The organism is Salinisphaera sp., assembly GCF_002729955.1.
In the GTDB taxonomy this organism is placed as follows: Bacteria; Pseudomonadota; Gammaproteobacteria; order Nevskiales; family Salinisphaeraceae; genus Salinisphaera.
In genome coordinates this window covers 26,157-45,598 of sequence record NZ_PBYA01000054.1, presented here as the reverse complement: position 1 = coordinate 45,598, position 19,442 = coordinate 26,157, and the positions used below count along the sequence as shown (strand labels likewise).

The 19,442-nt window shown below is 65.1% G+C and carries 18 protein-coding genes and 1 tRNA gene; 14 read left to right on the top strand and 5 right to left on the bottom strand.

The window, feature by feature from the left end:
* The first annotated feature begins 207 nt into the window (after window positions 1-207).
* The 14 genes from mrdA (at window position 208) to CMN27_RS15115 (ending at window position 13,685) form a co-directional block, all read left to right on the top strand.
* On the top strand, window positions 208-2,046 hold the full coding sequence (gene mrdA, locus CMN27_RS15180) for a penicillin-binding protein 2 (protein ID WP_293627807.1): 1,839 nt from the start codon (window positions 208-210) through the stop codon (window positions 2,044-2,046).
* A complete protein-coding gene (gene rodA, locus CMN27_RS15175; protein ID WP_293627805.1) occupies window positions 2,043-3,161 on the top strand; it encodes a rod shape-determining protein RodA in 1,119 nt (372 codons plus the stop codon). Before mrdA ends, rodA begins: the two co-directional genes overlap by 4 nt.
* The gene (gene mltB / locus CMN27_RS15170) at window positions 3,158-4,177 is read left to right on the top strand and encodes a lytic murein transglycosylase B (protein ID WP_293627803.1); all 1,020 of its coding nucleotides are present in this window, start codon (window positions 3,158-3,160) and stop codon (window positions 4,175-4,177) included. Before rodA ends, mltB begins: the two co-directional genes overlap by 4 nt.
* On the top strand, window positions 4,174-5,196 hold the full coding sequence (locus CMN27_RS15165) for a septal ring lytic transglycosylase RlpA family protein (RefSeq protein WP_293627801.1): 1,023 nt from the start codon (window positions 4,174-4,176) through the stop codon (window positions 5,194-5,196). The genes mltB and CMN27_RS15165 overlap by 4 nt, the downstream gene beginning before the upstream one ends.
* Window positions 5,197-5,270: 74 nt before the next feature.
* Window positions 5,271-6,416 carry a D-alanyl-D-alanine carboxypeptidase family protein gene (locus CMN27_RS15160; protein ID WP_293627799.1) on the top strand — a complete coding sequence of 382 codons (1,146 nt, stop codon included), beginning with the start codon at window positions 5,271-5,273 and terminating at the stop codon, window positions 6,414-6,416.
* A gap of 86 nt (window positions 6,417-6,502) precedes the next feature.
* Window positions 6,503-7,348 (top strand): D-amino acid aminotransferase, encoded by an 846-nt coding sequence (locus CMN27_RS15155; RefSeq protein WP_293627797.1) that lies wholly within the window; start codon window positions 6,503-6,505, stop codon window positions 7,346-7,348.
* Entirely contained in the window at window positions 7,341-7,607 is a 267-nt protein-coding gene (locus tag CMN27_RS15150; protein WP_293627795.1) for a DUF493 domain-containing protein, read from the top strand. The genes CMN27_RS15155 and CMN27_RS15150 overlap by 8 nt, the downstream gene beginning before the upstream one ends.
* A 1-nt stretch (window position 7,608) precedes the next feature.
* Window positions 7,609-8,265 (top strand): lipoyl(octanoyl) transferase LipB, encoded by a 657-nt coding sequence (gene lipB, locus CMN27_RS15145; RefSeq protein ID WP_293627793.1) that lies wholly within the window; start codon window positions 7,609-7,611, stop codon window positions 8,263-8,265.
* Window positions 8,266-8,316: 51 nt separating this feature from the next.
* Window positions 8,317-9,144 carry an ABC transporter ATP-binding protein gene (locus tag CMN27_RS15140; RefSeq protein WP_293627792.1) on the top strand — a complete coding sequence of 276 codons (828 nt, stop codon included), beginning with the start codon at window positions 8,317-8,319 and terminating at the stop codon, window positions 9,142-9,144.
* Window positions 9,144-9,929: a lipid asymmetry maintenance ABC transporter permease subunit MlaE gene (gene mlaE, locus CMN27_RS15135; RefSeq protein WP_293627791.1), complete on the top strand. Its 786-nt coding sequence runs from the start codon at window positions 9,144-9,146 to the stop codon at window positions 9,927-9,929. Before CMN27_RS15140 ends, mlaE begins: the two co-directional genes overlap by 1 nt.
* A gap of 9 nt (window positions 9,930-9,938) precedes the next feature.
* A complete protein-coding gene (mlaD, locus tag CMN27_RS15130) occupies window positions 9,939-10,466 on the top strand; it encodes an outer membrane lipid asymmetry maintenance protein MlaD (protein WP_293627790.1) in 528 nt (175 codons plus the stop codon).
* Between the two features lie 114 nt (window positions 10,467-10,580).
* Entirely contained in the window at window positions 10,581-11,198 is a 618-nt protein-coding gene (locus tag CMN27_RS15125; protein ID WP_293627788.1) for a phospholipid-binding protein MlaC, read from the top strand.
* Window positions 11,199-11,218: 20 nt separating this feature from the next.
* Complete coding sequence (locus CMN27_RS15120; RefSeq protein WP_293627786.1) at window positions 11,219-11,524, top strand: STAS domain-containing protein; 306 nt, start codon at window positions 11,219-11,221, stop codon at window positions 11,522-11,524.
* A 601-nt stretch (window positions 11,525-12,125) separates the two neighbouring features.
* A complete protein-coding gene (locus CMN27_RS15115) occupies window positions 12,126-13,685 on the top strand; it encodes a class I adenylate-forming enzyme family protein (RefSeq protein WP_293627784.1) in 1,560 nt (519 codons plus the stop codon).
* Here the strand turns inward: CMN27_RS15115 and CMN27_RS15110 are convergent.
* The 5 genes from CMN27_RS15110 to CMN27_RS15090 form a co-directional block, all read right to left on the bottom strand.
* Complete coding sequence (locus tag CMN27_RS15110; RefSeq protein ID WP_366515469.1) at window positions 13,682-14,101, bottom strand: GNAT family acetyltransferase; 420 nt, start codon at window positions 14,099-14,101, stop codon at window positions 13,682-13,684. The genes CMN27_RS15115 and CMN27_RS15110 overlap by 4 nt on opposite strands.
* Window positions 14,102-14,124: 23 nt before the next feature.
* Window positions 14,125-18,036, bottom strand: coding sequence for a phosphoribosylformylglycinamidine synthase (gene purL / locus CMN27_RS15105; RefSeq protein WP_293627780.1), 3,912 nt, complete (start codon window positions 18,034-18,036; stop codon window positions 14,125-14,127).
* A complete protein-coding gene (locus CMN27_RS15100; RefSeq protein WP_293627778.1) occupies window positions 18,012-18,800 on the bottom strand; it encodes an MBL fold metallo-hydrolase in 789 nt (262 codons plus the stop codon). Before CMN27_RS15100 ends, purL begins: the two co-directional genes overlap by 25 nt.
* Before the next feature lie 22 nt (window positions 18,801-18,822).
* The gene (locus CMN27_RS15095; protein ID WP_293627776.1) at window positions 18,823-19,200 is read right to left on the bottom strand and encodes a DUF1820 family protein; all 378 of its coding nucleotides are present in this window, start codon (window positions 19,198-19,200) and stop codon (window positions 18,823-18,825) included.
* Window positions 19,201-19,230: 30 nt separating this feature from the next.
* Window positions 19,231-19,322 (bottom strand) — tRNA-Ser (locus CMN27_RS15090).
* Window positions 19,323-19,442: the final 120 nt, after the last annotated feature.

Genomic DNA, 19,442 nt, shown 5'->3' with positions numbered 1-19,442 from the left:
CAAAAAGGTTCGTGATCGCTGCCGGGGTCCACGGTCGAATCCGCTGGGCGCGATCCTGCGCTGCGTCGCGGCGCTGCATCCGTTCGCACGCAATGCGACGATTCAGGTCATACTTCAATAGATTAATGCAGGCCCTTGGGGCACGGGAGTTTTCAACGCCGCATGGTCTCCGATAACGCGATCAAAAACCATGCGGCCGAGCGGCGCATGTTTTTGCTGCGCACCGCGGTGGCGGGCGCGGTGATCATGGTGCTCGTGGGCGTGCTGCTCTTTCGCGTGGGTTTTCTGCAGGTGCTGCGCTACGGCTATTACGAAACCCGTTCGCAGGACAACCGCATGCGGGTACAGGTCATGCCGCCGGTACGCGGGCTGATCTACGACCGCAACGGCGTGGTGCTGGCCGACAATCTGCCCGCCTACCGTCTCGAGATCGTGCCCGAGCAGGTCGAGAACGTGGACGCCACCCTGGATCGTCTGTCGCGCATCGTGGAAATACGCGATGCCGACCGACAGCGCTTTCGCGATCGCATGGCCAAGACACCGCGCTTTCGCGGCGTGCCCATACGGCTGAACCTCAGCCAGCGCGAGGTAGCCCGCTTTGAAGTCAACCGCGGCAGCTTCCCCGGTGTGGAGGTGCGCGCCGGCCTGACCCGCCACTATCCGCTGGGCGATGTCTCGGCCCATCTCGTGGGTTATGTCGGCGGCATCACCGTGGAAGACCTGCGGCGCGTGGATGAAAAGCGCTATCGCGGTTCGAACCACATCGGCAAGTCGGGCGTCGAGTACAGCTACGAATCGCGCCTGCACGGCGAGCCGGGCTCGCGGGTGGTCGAAACCAACGCCAGCGGTCGTGCGCTGCGCGAACTGGAAATGAATCGCCCGGTGGCCGGCGAAAGCCTGTTCCTGACCATCGACGCGCGCCTGCAGCGGGCCGCATACGACGCCCTCGGCGATCAGGACGGCGCGGTGGTGGCCATGAACCCGAAAACGGGCGGGCTGCTGGCCCTGGTGTCCAAGCCCAGCTACGACCCGGACCTGTTCGTGGACGGGATCAGCCATGTGAACTACCAGCAGCTGATATCCGACCCGCACAAACCGCTGTTCAACCGCGCGCTGCAGGGCCAGTACCCGCCGGGTTCGACGGTCAAGCCGGTGATGGCGCTGGCCGGGCTCGAAACCGACCAGATCGCCGCCGACAAGCAGGTGTGGTGCCCCGGCTTCATCACCCTGCCGGGCAGCAATCATCGCTATCGCGACTGGAAACGCTCAGGCCACGGCTGGGTGGACATGCCCGAGGCGATCTATCGCTCCTCGGACGTGTATTTCTACAAGCTCGGGCTCAAGCTGGGCATCGACAATATTCATCGCTACGGCGCCATGTTCGGCCTCGGATCGCGCACCGGGATCGACCTGCCCCGGGAGAATTCCGGCATCATGCCGTCTCGCGCCTGGAAGAACGGCACCCGCAATCAGCCGTGGTTCCCCGGCGAAACGCTCAATACGATCATCGGCCAGGGCTTCATGACGACGACGCCGCTGCAGCTCGCACAGATGACCAGCCGTATCGCCGAACGCGGCGAAGGCTACAAACCGCACGTGCTCGGCGGCTGGCGCGATCCGCTCGACGGCACCATGCACCAGACCAAGCCCACGGCCCTGCGGCCGATCCAGCTGGAAGACGCCTCGCACTGGGGCGTGATCATCAGCGGCATGGAACAGGTCATCACCAACCCCCGCGGTACCGCGCACTACTACGTGGGCCAGAACCTGGACTATACGATCGCCGGCAAGTCCGGTTCCGCCCAGGTGACCAAGCTGACCCAGAACCAGGCCGCGCCCGATATCGAGGACGTCGAACACCAGTTTCGTGACCACGCGCTGTTCATTGCCTTTGCCCCCATCGACGATCCCGAAATCGCGGTGGCGGTACTCGTCGAACACGGCGGCGGCGGCTCCAGCGTCGCCGGGCCGGTGGCCCGCAAGGTGATCGACGCATTCCGCAGTCAGCCGCCGGTACTGCAGGCATCGGCCGGAGCGGGCCGATGAGCGCCAACGCCACCAATGCGCCGTCGACGCTGTCGGAATGGCTGGTCTACTGGCGCATCGACCTGCAGCTGCTCGTAGCGCTGGCCTGCTGTGCCGCGCTGGGGCTGTTCGTTCTCTACAGCGCCTCGGGCCAGTCCACCGCCGTGGTCATCAACCAGGCGATCCGTCTGGGCATCGGCCTGCTCGGCATGCTGGTGGTCGCCCAGATACCGCCCGAGTGGTTTCGGGTTGCCGCGCCCTGGGTGTTCGGCTTCGGCGTCTTTCTACTCGTACTCGTGGTGCTGCTGGGCGATACCGCCATGGGCGCACGCCGCTGGCTGGACCTGGGCGTGGTGCGCTTTCAGCCCTCCGAGCTGATGAAGCTGGCCGCGCCCTTGACCGTGGCCGCCTATTTTCGTGACCGCAGCCTGCCCCCCAACCTGAAGGACGTCGGCGTGGCCGCGCTGCTGGTAGCGGTTCCGGTGCTGCTCGTGGCCGACCAGCCGGATCTGGGTACGGCGTTGCTCATCGCCGCGGCGGGCAGCTTTGCGCTGTACTTTGCCGGGCTGCGCTGGCGCATCATCCTGCTGCTGGTGCTGGTGGCCGCCGCGACCGCGCCGCTGCTCTGGTACAACATGCACGACTACCAGCAGGAACGCGTGCTCACGTTTTTAAACCCGGCACGCGACCCCACGGGCGCCGGCTATCATATCTCGCAGTCCAAGATCGCCATCGGCTCGGGCGGGCTGTTCGGCAAGGGTTGGCTCAACGGCAGCCAGGCCCACCTGAACTTCCTGCCGGAGTCGGATACCGACTTCGTGTTCGCGGTATTCGCCGAGGAAACGGGTCTGTTCGGGGTGATGGCGCTGCTGGGGCTGTACTGCTTCATCGTCGCCCGCGGGCTGTATATCGCGCTCAAGAGCCAGGACACCTTCCAGCGTCTGGCGGCGGGCAGCCTGAGCCTGACGTTTTTCATCTACGTCTTCGTCAACATCGGCATGGTCGCCGGGCTGCTGCCCGTCGTCGGCGTGCCGTTACCGCTGATCAGCTATGGCGGCACCTCCATGGTGATCCTGCTGGCCTCGTTCGGCATTCTCATGTCCATTCATACCCATCGGAAACTGCTCGCCACATGACACGATCCCTTCTACTGCTCGTGCTGGCGCTGGCCAGCGCGCCCGTGATCGCCACGGCCGCGACCGGCAACTATGCCGAACGCCCGGAAGGCAAGGCGCTGCTCGAACGCCTGGAAAAAGCCGACGGTGTGGATATCGACGCGGCTCGCGCCCTGCTCGAAGACGCCAAGTACCAGCCCAAGATCGTGGCCACCATGCGCAAACCCGCCGAGCGCACGCTGACCTGGGCGGATTATCGGCCGATCTTTCTGCAGCCCGAACGGGCGCGCAAGGGCGCGGCCTATATCGAAGAGCACCGCGAACTGTTCGGCCGCGCGGTCGCCAAGTACGGCGTGCCAGCCAATATCATCGCCGCGATCATTGGCGTGGAAACAAAGTACGGCGCCTTTCTCGGCCGTGATCGCGTGCTCGACGCCCTGGCCACGCTCGGCTTCGATTACCCGGAACGTGCCGACTATTTCATCAAGGAGCTGGAAAACTTCGTGGTGCTCTGCGTGGAGGAAGACCTCGCCTGTGACCGCGAGATCGGCTCCTATGCCGGCGCCATGGGCCTGCCCCAGTTCATGCCCTCGAGCTATCGCGCCTATGCCGTGGACGGCAACGACAACGGCAAGCGCGATCTGTGGGAAGAGCCGGCCGATATCATCTACTCGGTGGCCAACTACCTCGCCGAACACGGCTGGGCGCGCGACGAATCGGTGGCCTTGCCCGCCTGGATCGGCAGCGACAAGAACCTCGATAAGATCGAACGCAGCAAGCGCAAACCCGCCTATCGCTGGGACGCGCTCGACCAGCTGGGCGTGCGGGTGGATGATCCGCCGGCCGATGATGCCCAGGTCGGCCTGCTGCAGTTCGAAGGCGCACAGGGCACCGAGTACTGGCTGGGGCTGAACAACTTCTTCGTGATCACCACCTACAACCACAGCCCGCTGTATGCCATGGCCGTCTACCAGCTCGGCCAGGAAATCGCCTTCGCCCGTCAGAACGCCGCCCTTGGCGGCGACACGGACCGATGATCAGCACAGGCCGAACGCTGGGACTGGCCTTTCTGGCCCTGGTCGTGGCCGGCTGCGCGAGCCAGCCGCGCGGCGGCTCGAGCGCCGGTTCGCCCTCGCCACAGGCGAGCAAGGGCGGCGGCTACTACCAGAACGATGGCCCGCCGGACGACGAGAATATCGATATCGACGCGATACCGGACGCCGTGCCCCGCGACGAGCCACCTTCACGCTATGGCAACCCGGCCAGCTATGAAGCTCTCGGCAAGACCTATTACGTACTGCCCAGCGCGGCCGGCTTTACCCAGACCGGACGCGCCAGCTGGTATGGCAAGCAGTTTCATGGGCGGCGCACCTCCAGCGGCGAGCCCTACAACATGTTCAAGATGACCGCGGCGCACAAACGCCTGCCGGTACCCAGCTATGTGCGGGTGACCAATCTGGACAACGGCAAGCAGGTGATCGTGCGCGTCAACGATCGTGGCCCGTTCCACGATGGCCGCATCATCGATCTGTCCTATGTGGCCGCTCGCCGGCTCGACGTGGTCGCCCATGGCAGCGTGCCGGTGCGTATCGAAACGGTTACGCCCGCCACCCTGAAGGCAGAGCAGCGCGAGGCCCAGAGCGACCGGCAGGTCGCCGCCGCCACGCCGCCGTATCGCAATCAGCCGCCCGCCTCGTCGAGTGCGCGCGCGCCGGCCTCGGCGCCCGCCCGCGCAACGCCGGCCGCGAATACGCCCGGCCGGGCCGTCCAGGTCGCCAATCGTACGAATGCCTCCGCGGCCGGCGCCTCGACGGCGAATCGCAGCGAGGGCACGCTCTATCTGCAGACCGGCGCCTTCGGCAACCCGACCAATGCACAGCGTCTGAACCGGCGCCTGCAGAATGCAGGTTTTGCGCAGGTGCGCGTGGTTGAGTCCGGCGGCGCCACACCGATCTATCGCGTTCAACTCGGGCCTTATCCGGATGAACGCAGCCGTGCCCTGAACCGCCAGATTCTGCGCGAGCAGGGATTTTCCGCCCAGGAAGTCGATCGTTAGCCCGAATGGCCTCGAAGCGCTAAACTGCCGCGCTTCGGAACCGTCCTTGTTTGTCCGTCAAAGAGCCGAAGTCGATGAGCCACGCGAAACGCCTGCTTTATCTCGTTTTTCTTCTCCTGGTCACGGCCAGCGCGCTGGCCAAGCCGCTGCCGATCCCCGAACCGCCGACGCTCGATGCGCGCAGCTACATCCTGGTCGACTTCAACTCGGGGCAGGTGCTGGCGGCCAAGAACGCCGAAAAGCGCATCGAGCCCGCGAGCATCACCAAGCTGATGACGGCCTATGTCGTCTTCGACGAGATCAAGAAAGGCAACATCTCGCTGGAGGACAAGGTCACGGTCAGCGAAAAAGCCTGGCGCATGGGCGGCTCGAAGATGTTCATCGAGGTGGGCACCCAGGTCTCGGTCGATGACCTGCTCCACGGCATGATCACCGCATCGGGCAACGATGCCACCGTCGCGCTGGCCGAGTATGTCGGCGGTACGGAGGCGACGTTCGCCGATTACATGAACCAGTACGGGCGCGAGATGGGGCTGGAAAACAGCCATTTCGTGGACGCCAGCGGCTGGCCGCACGAAAACCATTACATGTCGGCGCACGATATCGCGCGTCTGCTGAGCGCGGTCATCCGCGACTTCCCGGAACTTTACAAGAAGTATTACAGCGAGAAGAAGTTCACCTATAACGGTATCGAGCAGTACAACCGCAACTCGCTGCTGTGGTCCGACGAAAGCGTGGACGGCGGCAAGACCGGCCATACCGAATCGGCCGGCTATTGCCTGTCGGCCTCGGCCAAGCGGGACGGCATGCGCACGGTCGCGGTGGTAACCGGCACCAATTCGAACAATGCGCGCAAGTCGCAGACCGCGGCCCTGCTCAACTACGGCTTTCGCTTCTATGAAAGCGGCCATCTGTTCGACGCCGGCAAGCAGATCGCCGAAGTACGCGTCTGGAAAGGCGATGACACCATGCTGCCCGTGGTCGCCAAGGGCGCGGTGGACGTGGCCTTCCCGCGTGGCCAGCGCGATGCGCTGACCACCAACGCCGAGCTGCCCTCCACCCTGCTCGCGCCGATCAAGAAAGGTGAGCGTCTGGGCACGCTGGAAATCAAATACGACACGAAGACGCTGGCCCAGGTGCCGCTGTTCGCCGGCAAGGACATCGAAAAAGGCGGGATCTTCCGCCAGCTCACCGACGAAGTGATGATGATGTTCGAATGATCGGCAACGCCGGCTCGCGCTTGTTTCCATGCGCGCGAGCCGGCGTGCGGTCGTATCGAATGGCCTGAGCGGTCGGGAGCGCATTGATGAACACGGCATACGTGAACGGCGAATTCCTGCCCTTGGACGAGGCCCGCGTATCGGTGCTCGACCGCGGCTTTCTGTTTGCCGACAGCGTCTATGAAGTGGTGCCCTTCTATGCCGGGCGCGGCTTTCGCCTGGAGGCCCATCTGGATCGGCTCGCGCGCAGCCTCGAGCTGTTGCGTATCGCCGACCCGTATGATCGCGGCCGTTGGCACGACATCATCACCACCTTGATCGAGGCCAACGGCGGGGGCGATCTTTCTCTTTATATCCAGGTCACCCGCGGCGCGCCGGCACGGCGCGATCATCGTATCCCCGACGATGTCGAACCGACCGTGGTGGCGTTCTGCCAGAGTCGTATGCCGGTGGATGCGTCGGTACTGGAAAACGGCATCGCCGCGGTCACGCATGAAGACACGCGCTGGCGCTACTGCACGATCAAATCGACCTCGTTGCTGGCCAACGTACTGGCCGCCGACGAGGCCCGCGCACAGGGCGCCAGCGAAGCGCTGCTCGTGCGCGACGGCTGCGTACAGGAAGGCACATCCTCCAACATGTTCGCAGTGGTCGACGACCGGCTGGTCACGCCCACCCTGCGCGATACCATTCTGCCCGGCATCACGCGGGCGGTGGTGCTTGAACTTGCCGCCCGCGAACATATCGAGCACGCCGAAGTCGAAACGCTGTCGCCCGCCGAGCTGAAGCGCGCCAGCGAGATATGGATCACCTCCTCGGTGCGCGAAATCTTTCCGGTCACCCGACTCGACGGCCAGCCCGTGGGTACCGGCGAACCGGGCCCGCTCTGGACGCGCATGCGGGCCGCGCTGCAAGCTATGACCCATGACTGAGCAAGAAACCCTACTCGAATTCCCCTGCGAATTTCCGATCAAGGCATTCGGCAAGCATGCCGGCGATTTCGAAGAACATATCTATGCGCTGATCAAACAGCATGCGCCCGAGCTCGAGCGCAGCGCGGTGAGCGCGCGCGATAGCCGTGGCGGCAAGTACCTCGCCGTCACCGCCAATATCACCGCCCGTAGCCAGGCCCAGCTGGACGCAATCTACGGCGACCTGAGCGATGACAGCGCTGTGCTGATGGCGCTCTAGCATGTCCGCCCCGTTGATCGAGATCACCCGTTTCGGCTGGGCACCCCAGCCCTACGAGCCCGTATGGCGGGCGATGCAGGATTTCGCCGAAACACGGGACGACGACACCCATGACGCCCTGTGGCTGCTCAATCATGCCCCGGTATTCACCCAGGGCAAGAACGGTCGCGCCGAGCACGTGCTCGCACCGCGCGACATACCCGTGGTGCCGATCGATCGCGGCGGCCAGGTCACTTATCACGGCCCCGGCCAGATCATGGCCTATGTGATGGTGGATCTGCGCCGGCTGGGCATCGGCATCCGCAGCCTCGTCACCGCGCTTGAACAGGCCATGGTCGCCACCCTGGCCGGCTACGATATCGACGCGTTCGCCAAAGCCGACGCGCCCGGCGTCTATGTGGGCGACGCCAAGATCGGCTCGATCGGCCTGCGCGTACGCCAGGGCACGAGCTATCACGGCCTGGCGTTGAACGTCGACATGGATCTCGAACCCTTCTCGCGGATCGATCCCTGCGGCTATCACGGCCTGGCCATGACCCAGGTGTCCGACCTGGGCGGGCCGACCTCGCTCGACGTCGTGGCGGATGACCTGAGCACACAGCTATGCCGCACGTTAAATGTTCGTGCCGCGGAACATCTCGGGGCCGTGCCGATCTGATAGGCTGCGCGCAAGTTAAGTGTGTAAAGCTCAATGAATCCAGAAACCCATATGGCTGACGATCGGGACGACGTACCCGACAATCTGGTCGAAGTGCGCGGCGTGCACTTCACCATCGGCCGACGCGTGATCTACGAATCCGTGGATCTGGATATTGCGCGCGGCCGCATTACCGCGATCATGGGCCCCAGCGGCACCGGCAAGACGACGCTGCTGCGCTTGATCAGCGGCCAGTGGCGGCCGGCCTCCGGCAAGGTCTATTTCGACGGCCGCCACGTGGCGAATCTGTCGCAGAACGAACTTTTCGATCAGCGCAAGCGCATGGGCATGCTGTTTCAGTCCGGCGCACTGCTCACCGACCTGTCGGTATTCGATAACGTCGCCTTTCCGCTGCGCGAGCACACCAAGCTGCCCGAACGACTGATTCGCGACATCGTGCTCATGAAGCTCGAAGCCGTCGGGCTGCGGGGCGCGCGCGCGCTCTACCCGGCCCAGCTTTCCGGTGGCATGGCACGGCGCGTGGCCCTGGCCCGCGCGATCGCCCTGGATCCGGAAATGATCATGTACGACGAGCCCTTCGCCGGACAGGATCCGATCTCGATGGGTGTACTGCTGCGCCTGATCCGGCGGCTCAACGATGTGCTGGGCCTGACCTCCATCGTGGTCAGCCACGACGTGAAGGAAACGCTCGGCATCGCCGACTATGTGTACGTGATCTCCGATGGCACGGTCATCGACCACGGTACGCCGCAGCAGATTCGTGATTCCCGCTCCAAGTGGGTCCAGCAATTCATTCATGCCGAGGCGGATGGCCCGGTGCCCTTCCATTATCAGGCCAGCGAGCCGTACGCCAACGACCTGCTCGAGGTCAACCGCTGATGACTACGCTGCAACGCGGTTTCAACACGGCCACGTCGTGGCTTGCCGATATGGGGCGCAGCGCGCTGTTTCTGCTGCGTATTCTCATGAGCCTGCCGTCGCTGGTGCTCAAGCCACGCCTGCTCATCGAACAGATCTATTCGGTGGGCGTGCTGTCGCTGGTGATCGTGGTCGTGGCCGGTATTTTCGTGGGCATGGTGCTGGCACTATCCGGTTACCGCCTGCTGGTGGGTTTCGGCGCCACCGAGGCGCTGGGCACGTCGGTTGCGCTGGTGGTCGTACGCGAACTCGGGCCGGTGGTCACCGGGCTGTTGTTCGCCGGGCGTGCCGGCAGTGCGCTCGCCGCCGAAATCGGCCTGATGAAGGCGACCGATCAGCTATCCGGCATGGAGATGATGGCGGTTGACCCGATCAAGCGTATCGTCGCGCCGCGTTTCCTGGCCGGCGTGATCGCCCTGCCGCTGCTGACCTCGATATTCTGCGTGATGGCCATCGGCGCGGGCGGCGGCTATTTCGTCGGCGTGGACATGCTTGGCGTCGATGCCGGTTCCTATTGGTCGGGCATTCAGAGCAACGTCGACTTCGGCCAGGACATCGTCAACATCTTCCTGAAAAGCGGCGTATTCGGTGCCATCATCACCTGGGTCGCCGTTTATCAGGGCTATCATGCGCCGCCGACATCCGAGGGCGTATCGCGCGCGACCACGAACACGGTCGTACTCGCATCCCTGGCGATCCTCGGCGCCAATCTCATGCTGACTGCCGTGCTTTTCGGCAGTAACTAGGGTTCGTCTATGCAGTCTCGTGCAGTAGAGCTTTTGGTCGGTTTCTTCGTCTGCCTCGGTATCGCGGCGATCTTCATTCTCACCATGCGGGTGAGCAACCTCGCCGATACCAGCGACGTGGACGGCGGCTATACCGTGGTTGCCGCCTTCGACAATATTGGCGGCCTCAAGGTCGGCGCGCCGGTCAACCTGGCCGGGGTACGCGTGGGCCGCGTCGCCGATATCAGCCTCAATCAGAATACCTATCGCGCCGAAGCGCGCCTGCGTATCGGCAGCAAGTACAAGCTGCCGAAAGACTCGGACGCATCGGTACTGACCTCCGGCCTGCTCGGCGAACAGTATGTGGGCATCGGCCCCGGTGGTTCGCTGGACAACATGCAGGACGGCGACGAATTCATCATCACCCAGGGCGCGGTGGTGCTGGAGAACCTCATCGGCCAGTTCATGACCAGCATGGGGTCGGGCGACAGCAGTTCCGGCAACGGCGGCGGCTCAAGCGGCGGCGGTGGCGGCGATAACGCACTGCCCGCGCCGTAGCGGGCAGGCGGGCCATATCGCTTGCCCACAATCAATTCAGATTCGATTCATCGCCGTCGGCGATACTCGACGCCATTCGCACACTCTTGTCGAACAACCCTGCGAGGATTCGCGATGTTACGCATGAAGCGCTCTTTGATTACTGCTTTCGCCCTGGCCCTGCTCCTGCCGGCGCTGGCTCTTGCTGCCCCCACGCCGCCCGACCAGCTCGCCCGTGAAACGGTGCAGTCGGTGCTTTCCAAGATGGAAGGCCGGCGCGACGAACTGCGCAAGAACCCGCAGGAACTCTACCAGCTCATCGATCAGGAACTCGTACCCCTGGTCGATCTGCCCTATATGTCGCAGCTGGTGCTCGGCCGCGCCTGGCGCACCGCCACGCCCGAGCAGCGCGATCGCTTCCAGACCGCGTTCAAGAACATGCTGATTCGTACCTACGGCAACGGTCTGCTGAGCTTCGACGACAGCCAGGAAATCGAATACCAGCCGGTGCGTGCCGCCGAAGGCGCGGATGACGTCACCTTCCGTGCGATCGTGACCACCGACGACGGCCAGAAGACGCCGGTGACCTTCCAGCTGCATACGGTCGATGGCGAATGGAAGATCTACGACGGCAGCGTCGGCAATCTGTCGTTCGTGACCAACTACCGTGGCCAGTTCAATTCCCAGATTCGCAACGGCGGTCTCGAACAGCTCATCGAGCGCATGGAATCGCGCTACAACACCGGCAGCTAGTCCCGGACGGCGCGCTCGACATGACCGATCAGGATACTCACACCGACCATGTCCAGCTCACCGGTGAGCTGGACGCGGAAACCGTACCCCGGCGTCTGCGCGAATCGGAAAACTGGTTCGTGCATGGCGAAGAAACGGTGATCGATCTGTCCGGTGTCGAGCGCGTCGACAGCGCCGGCGTGGCCCTGCTGCTGGAATGGGTACGCGACGCCCATGCCAACCACGCCTCGCTGAGCTTCATCAATGCGCCGGCTCAAATGCGGGCAATCATCGATTTCTGTGCCCTCAACGACGTAATTCGCCTGCGCCGACCGGCCAAGGCGTAGCAACGAGCCAGCAAACGCTGTAAGAAAAGGCCGCCCTGCGCGGCCTTTTCTTTTTAACAGGAACGGGCCCGCTCGTGGTCATTGTCAACGCGAACGCGCCGGCGTCATACGCCCGCCACGGGTCGCGCAACCCGGCAGGACCTCAGCCCGCTGAAGCCTCTTTTCGCTGCGCATACGCGAGCCCATGTTCTGCTTCACCACGTTCGACGGATCGCGCGGGCTGGCGCGGCAAAGCCAAAGGTCATGCCTTCGCGCCCCATCCGGGGTCGCCCTATGCCCGGTCCGTGAAAATCGGACGCACCACGCAAAGACGAAACACCGTTTCACCTTCATTGCGGTCGCTTGGCCAGCGTGCAAGACTGGCTCGGGAATCTCTGCCTGACCTCTTACCGGCCGCGTTCGAGTCCTCAAATCCGTTGGGACACGGCCTGCGAACGCAGCGCCTGCTCCACGGGCAGGTCAACTCGGCAACACAGTCGCGAAGTATTTGAGGCCGAACCCCCTAGGCGCCGGCGCGACCACGGCCGGCGGTGCAGCAATTCCCTGACAGAACAAATGAATCCGCCGGCGCTCAGCGACCGGTCTTGCAGGAGGAGCTTCCATGGCCAGCTACGCGCCAGCCGCCACCATCGCCGAATTCGGCACTCTGCCCGGACGCGTGCATGAACACGCCGTAAGCCGGCCCGACGCCACGGCACTCATCGACGCCGATAGCGCCGTGACCTACCAGGCGCTGGATCGCCGTATCGACCGCGCCGTCGCCGCCCTTCAACGCGACGGTTTCAGCCCGGGCGATGTCGTCGCGATCTGTGCTGCCAACTCGATCGACTACGTGGTGGCCATGCTTGCCGCGCTGCGTGCCGGCGGCTCTTTCGCGCCGCTGGCGCCCTCGAGCACCGCCGAGGCCCTGGGGCTGATGCTCGACAACAGCGGCGCGACCTTCGCCTTTGTCGACGCCTACGGCCGCAACGCGCAGGAGGCGCTCGCCGCGCGTTCGGCGATTCGCCCGGTCGGCATCAATGACGATGGGCCCTATACCCCGATCGACGACTGGCTCGCCGATACGAACACGACACCCGAGCCGGTCGAGCCCGACCCGGACACGATCTTCAACATCATCTATTCCTCCGGCACCACCGGCGCGCCCAAGGGCATCGTACATACCAACCGCCTGCGCTGGCCGCAGATCGCGGGCGGCGTGGTCAAGCTCTACGACGAAAGCTCGGTCACGCTGGTCTCCACGCCGCTGTATTCGAATACGACGCTGGTGAGCTTCATGCCCGCACTGGCCGCCGGCGGCACGCTGGTGCTCATGCCCAAGTTCGATGCCGGGCGTTTTCTGGCGCTGGCCGAACAGCACCATGTCACCCATGCCATGCTCGTGCCCGTGCAGTACCGGCGCCTGCTCGATCATCCCGACTTCGACCATACCGATCTGTCGAGCTTTCAGATCAAATGCTGTACCAGCTCGCCGTTCGGCGCCGACGTGAAGGCCGAAGTGCTCGAGCGCTGGCCGGGCGGGCTGCTGGAGTTCTATGGCATGACCGAAGGCGGCGGCAGCTGCATGCTGGTCGCCCACGAGCATCCGGACAAGCTGCATACCGTAGGCCAGCCCATGCCGGGCCACGAGCTGCGCATCATTGACGAAGACGGCATCGAGATCGAGCGCAGCCGCGTGGGCGAAATCGTCGGCCATTCCGGCTTCATCATGCGCGGCTATCACGGCGACGCCGAGCGTACCCGGGCGACCGAATGGTACGAGCCCGATACCGGTGCTCGCTTCATTCGGACCGGCGATATCGGTTATTTCGACGAGGATGGGTTCCTGAATATCGTCGGCCGCGCCAAGGAAACCATCATCTCCGGCGGCTTCAATATCTTTCCCAGCGATATCGAGGCCGTGCTGCGCGAACACGAGGCCCTGGCCGACGTGGCCGTATTCGGCGTGGACAGCGCACAGTGGGGCGAAACGCCCGTGGCCTTTGTGACCCTCGCCCCGGGCGCGGATATCGACGCGGAAACGATCCAGGCCTGGGCCAACGCCCGGCTGGGCAAGTTCCAGCGTCTGAGCGATACCCGGGTGGTGGATGCGGTGCCGCGCAACGCGATCGGCAAGGTGTCGCGCAAGGACTTGCGGCGGATCTACAGCGAAAACGCCTAACCGTCGGCTTCGAGGCGTTTACCGAGCGCAGTCGCGGCATCTTCGACATAACCCAGGCGACGATAGAACGCCATCGCCTGGGTATTGCCGTCGCGGATCATGAGGTTGATTTTCGGGCAGCCGCGCTCGCGCAACGCCTCTTCGGCGTGCGCCATGAGCCGGCGCCCGATGCCCTGGCGCTGGCAGCCCGGCGCGACCGACAGATAGTTGATCCAGCCACGATGGCCTTCATAGCCGATCATGATGCTGGCCACGATTTCGTCGCCGCGCTCGCCGACAACGAGTAGCTCAGGATCGACGGCCAGTTTGCGCTCGATATCGCGATACGGGTCGTTCCAGGGCCGTGTCAGCCCGCACACCTGCCACAGGGCCACCAGCGCATCCGTGTCGCTGCGTCGAAAGGCACGCAACGACAGCTGCGCTTCGGGCGCCATGCCGCCTAGCCGACGAAACGCCGGGCGTTGCCGAACAGCCGTGCCCAGGGGCTGAGCTCGCCCCAGCCCTTCGGCGCCCAGGACAGGTTCACGCTGCGGGTCACGCGTTCGGGATGCGGCATGGTGATGAACACACGCCCGTCGGCATTGCACAGGCCGGTCACGCCGCCGGGCGAGCCGTTGGGGTTGGCCGGGTAGCGCGTTGCTGGCGCGCCGCGCCCGTCGACATAGCGCATGCCTACCTGACCGTTGGCCGCGAGCATGTCCAGATCGTTGGCATCGGCGAATTCGGCCCGGCCTTCGCCGTGGGCCACCGCGATCGGCACGCGCGTGCCGGCCATGCCGTCGAGCAGCACAGCCTTGGATTCGAGGATTTCCACGCTGCTGGTCCGCCCTTCGAACTGGCGCGAGGCGTTGGCCACGAAACGCGGCCAGTGATCGGTGCCGGGGATGATCTCGGCCAGTGCGGCCAGCATCTGGCAGCCGTTGCACACGCCGAGCGTGAAGGTTTCCTCCCGCTCGAAGAAATCGGCAAAGGCCGCACGCGCACCGGCATTGAACAGGATCGATTTCGCCCAGCCCTGACCGGCGCCGAGCACGTCGCCATAGGAGAAACCGCCACAGGCGGCCAGTCCCTGCATATCCGACAGATCGCGACCGGCCGCGATCTCGCTCATATGCACGTCGACGGCCTCGAAGCCGGCCCGCGAGAACGCCCAGGCCATTTCGTTATGGCCGTTCACGCCCTGCTCGCGCAGGATGGCGACCCGCGGACGCGTGGTATTCACGAACGGCGCGGCCACGTCGTCGCTCAAGTCGAACGCGGGCTCGGCGGCCAGGCCCGGATCGGCGTCGTCGAGCAGGGCCTCAAAGGCCTCGTCGGCGCTGGCCGGGTCGTCGCGCAGTCGGGCCATGGCATGACTGGTCGCGGCCCAGCTGCGTTCGAGCGCGGCGCGCGTGTTCTTGTAAATCGTCTGGCCTGCATGACGTACGACCAGGCCCGGCTCGGCGGTGACCGTGCCGATCGCATGCGCGGTCAAACCGGCAGCGCGCAGCTCGCCGACCACGACCGAGGCATCGTCCGCCCCCACCTGGAGCACGGCACCCAGTTCCTCGTTGAACAGAGCTGCCAGCGCATCGTCGCCGAGATCGTCGAGGGCGATATCCGCGCCGACGCGGCCGGCGAACACCATTTCGGCAACACAGGCCAGCAGCCCGCCGTCGCTGCGGTCGTGGTAGGCCTTGATGCGGTTCTCGCTCGCCAGGCGCTGGATGACGCCAAAGAACTGGCGCAGCTGCTTGGGCTGGTCCAGATCGGGGGCGATGTTGCCGAGCGCACCATACGCCTGGGCGAAGGCCGAGCCGCCGAGGCGGTTCTTACCGTTGCCCAGATCGGCGAGCACCAGCGCGGTCCTGGCTTCGCTCGGCGCCACGAGCTGCGGCGTGAGCGTCGCACGGGCCGCGCCCACCGGCGCGAAGGCCGATACGATCAGCGACAGCGGCGCGCTCATGCGGCGTTCGTTGCCGTCGTCGTCGCGCCAGACGCTGCGCATGGACAGCGAATCCTTACCCACCGGAATCGCCAGGCCCAGTTCGCTGCAGAGCTGTTCGCCGACCGCCTGCACGGTGTCGTATAGCCGGGCGTCTTCGCCCGGCTCGCCGCAGGCCGCCATCCAGTTGGCCGAGAGGCGGATATCGGTGAGCTTGTCGATACGCGCCGCGGCGATATTCGTCACCGCTTCGGCCACGGCCATACGACCCGAAGCCGGGGCATCGATCAGGGCCAGCGGCGTGCGCTCACCCATGGCCATGGCTTCGCCGGTGTCGCCGGTAAAGCCCGTGGTGGTCACGGCTACATCAGCGACCGGCACCTGCCAGGGCCCAACCATCTGGTCGCGGGCAGTCATGCCGCCCACGCTGCGATCGCCAATGGTGATCAGAAACGCCTTGCTGGCCACGCTCGGCACGCGCAGCACGCGCTCGACGGCCTCGGCAACATCAATCCCGCTATGATCCCAGGCCGCCAGATCGAGATTCTGGTGCGCAACGTCGCGCTGCATCTGCGGCGTGCGCCCGAGCAGCACGCCCATGGGCATGTCCACCGGATAGCGCGCATCATCGCGGTCGGCTTCTTCGTCTTCGACGGTCAGCTGGGGCTCGGCGGTGGCGGTGCCGACCACGGCATAGGGGCAACGCTCGCGGGCACAGAGCGCTTCGAACGCATCGAGCTGGTCGGCCGCGATCGCCAGCACGTAGCGCTCCTGCGATTCGTTGCACCAGATTTCCATCGGCGAAAGGCTCACGTCGGCCGCGTCCACGTCGCGCAGGCGAATACGCCCGCCGCGATCGTCGGCATCGATGATCTCGGGCAACGCATTGGACAGCCCGCCCGCGCCCACGTCGTGAATGGAGGCGATGGGGTTGGCTGCACCGAGTGCGATACAGCCTTCGACCACTTCCTGACAGCGGCGCTCCATTTCCGGATTGGCGCGCTGCACGGAGGCAAAATCCAGCTCGGCCGACGAGGTGCCGCTGGCCATGGATGAAGCCGCCCCGCCGCCCAGGCCGATAAGCATGGCCGGGCCGCCCAGCACGATCAGTGCGGCATCGACCGGTACGGCATGTTTTTCCACGTCGTCGGGGCGGACGTTGCCCATGCCGCCGGCGATCATGATGGGCTTGTGATAGCCGCGTACGCCCGTGGCGTCGGATTCGTACTGGAAGCTGCGGAAATAGCCGCCCAGCGCCGGCCGGCCGAATTCGTTGTTGTAGCGCGCCGCGCCGATCGGGGCGTCGCGCATGATCTCCAGGGGCGTGGCGATCGTGGCCGGGCGGGCGTCGTCGGTTTCCCAGGGCTGGATATCGCCCGGCAGACGCAGATCGGAGACCGAAAAACCGGTGAGCCCGGCCTTGGGCTTGCCGCCGCGCCCGGTCGCGGCTTCGTCGCGAATCTCGCCGCCCGCGCCCGTGGCTGCACCCGGGTTCGGGGCGATCGCGGTCGGGTGGTTATGCGTTTCCACCTTCATGAGCAGGTGCACGGGTTCTTCGTGCAGGCGATAGACGCGATCCGTGCCCACCAGCTGACGTGTGGCGACATGCCCTTCGACAACCGCCGCGTTGTCGCGATAGGCCGAGAGCACGCCCTGCGGGGCCGCGCGATGCGAATCGCGGATCATGTCGAACAGCGACTTGGCGCGGGTTTCGCCGTCGATGGTGAATTCGGCGTTGAATATCTTGTGTCGGCAGTGCTCGGAGTTGATCTGGCCGAACATCATCAGCTCGACGTCGGTGGGGTCGCGATCGAGCGCGCGATACTGTTGGGCGAGGTATTCGATTTCCTCGTCGGCCAGCGCCAGGCCCCAGTCGCGATTGGCGGTCTGCAGCGCGGTCACGCCCTGATCGGCCAGCGGCACGCGGCGCAGCCCGCGCCGGGCCAGCGTGTCGAACAGCCGCGGCAGACGTTCAGCGTTGGGGAGCAGCGATTGCGTCATCGGGTCGTGCAGCACGCCGCTCTGGGCCAGCGCTTCGAAATCGGGCGTGCTGCCGAAGGAGAACACCACGCCGCGTTCGAGGCGCGACAGCGCGTCGAGGCCGCTGTTGCGGGCGATGTCCTCGGCCTTGGTCGACCAGGGCGAAACCGTGCCCAGGCGCGGAATCGCGATGACACCCTCGGGCACGTCATCGTTGGCCTCGACGCCGAGCAATGCCTGCAGGCGCGCGCGATCGTCGTCGCTCGGCGCGCGGTTGCAGGCGGCAACGAAGACTTCGCGGGCCACGAGGCTGGCCACGTCGATGCCAGCGCCGGCCAGACCGCCGCGCAGGCGTTCGAGTTCGAATTCTGCCAGCGCCGGCGCGCCGACGATGACTTCAACGGCTGCGACTTCGTGTTCGCCTACCGATTGACCAGACTGCGCCACGACAGACCCTCGCTTTGATTGGCCACATGCACCCAGTCGGCCGTGGTCGACAGCGCTTGTGCAAGCGCGGCCTGGGCCAGCTCCGGGCGATTGTTGGATTCACTGATATGCGCCACCACCAGCTGCTGCAGGCTCGTGGCATCGATTTGCGTCAACAGCTCGGCGGCCTGTTGATTGCTCAGGTGGCCGAGCTTGCCGGCCACCCGTCGTTTGAGCGACGCCGGATACGGGCCCGTGGCCAGCATCTCGGGGTCGTGATTGCATTCGAGCACCAGCGCGTCGCAGGCATCGACCATCTCGCGCACGTGCGGGGTCGCATAGCCGCTGTCGGAAAGAATGCCCAGACGCTTGTCGCCGTTGCCCACGATCAGCTGCGCGGGTTCGCGCGCATCGTGGGGCACCGGATAGGGAAACAGCTCGAGATCGCCGATCGCGAACGGCTCGTGCGGGGAATACAGCTCGGTGGCGGCGAGCGCGTCGGTGGCCTTGGCGGCCTGAGTGCCGGGCGTGAGCCACACGGGAATCTCGTGTCGGCGCGAAAAACGCGACACGCCGCGCCAATGGTCGTCGTGCTCGTGGGTGATCACCAGCGCATCGATATCCGCCGGTGTGAGTTCCAGGCGGGCCAGGCGGCGCTCCATTTCGCGGGCGGAAAAGCCGCAGTCGACCAGCAAACGCGTGTCGGCATATTCGACCACCAGCGCATTGCCCTTGCTGCCGCTGCCCAGCAGCGCGAAACGCATGCTTCCCGCGGTCCGACTCATGCGCGCTCGAAGACCGCGCGCACTAGCTGCCGCCCCGGCTTCCACCGGGGCCGGGGTTGTTACCCGAGGGCGTCTGGCGCGTGTAGACCGGGAAGGGGCGCACCTTGGCATCGCTATCGGCCGGCGTGACCCGGGCGGTGCCGCGACGGGTCACTTCGTCGATACGAATCACCGAATGCATGGGAATATACGAGCGCTCGACATCGGCGAACTCGTTGGCGAGCTTTTCCTCGGCCGGGTCGATGACGACGGAGGAGCGCTCGCCGAAGACCAGTTTCTCTATTTCGACGAAACCGAACAGCGCGCCCTGGGATACGGAGCGCGCGAATACTTCGTAGACTTCACCCTGGTTGAAGAAGGCCACGCGGTAGAGACGCTGCTTGGAGTCTGCTGACGACATGGCAGGGCCGGGTCCAGGGGGTCAAAAAGATGGCGGAGAGGGTGGGATTCGAACCCACGTGGGGCGGTTAGCCCCCAACCGATTTCGAGTCGGTGCCGTTATGACCGCTTCGGTACCTCTCCTGTAAAACTCGTTCAGCCTGGCGGCGCTTTTGCGGGCTACGCTCGCTGCCGGCTTATTGCGAAGTCGCGTATGTTAAAGGATAACGACGGCTTTCCCAACACTTGCGTGCAAGATAGCCT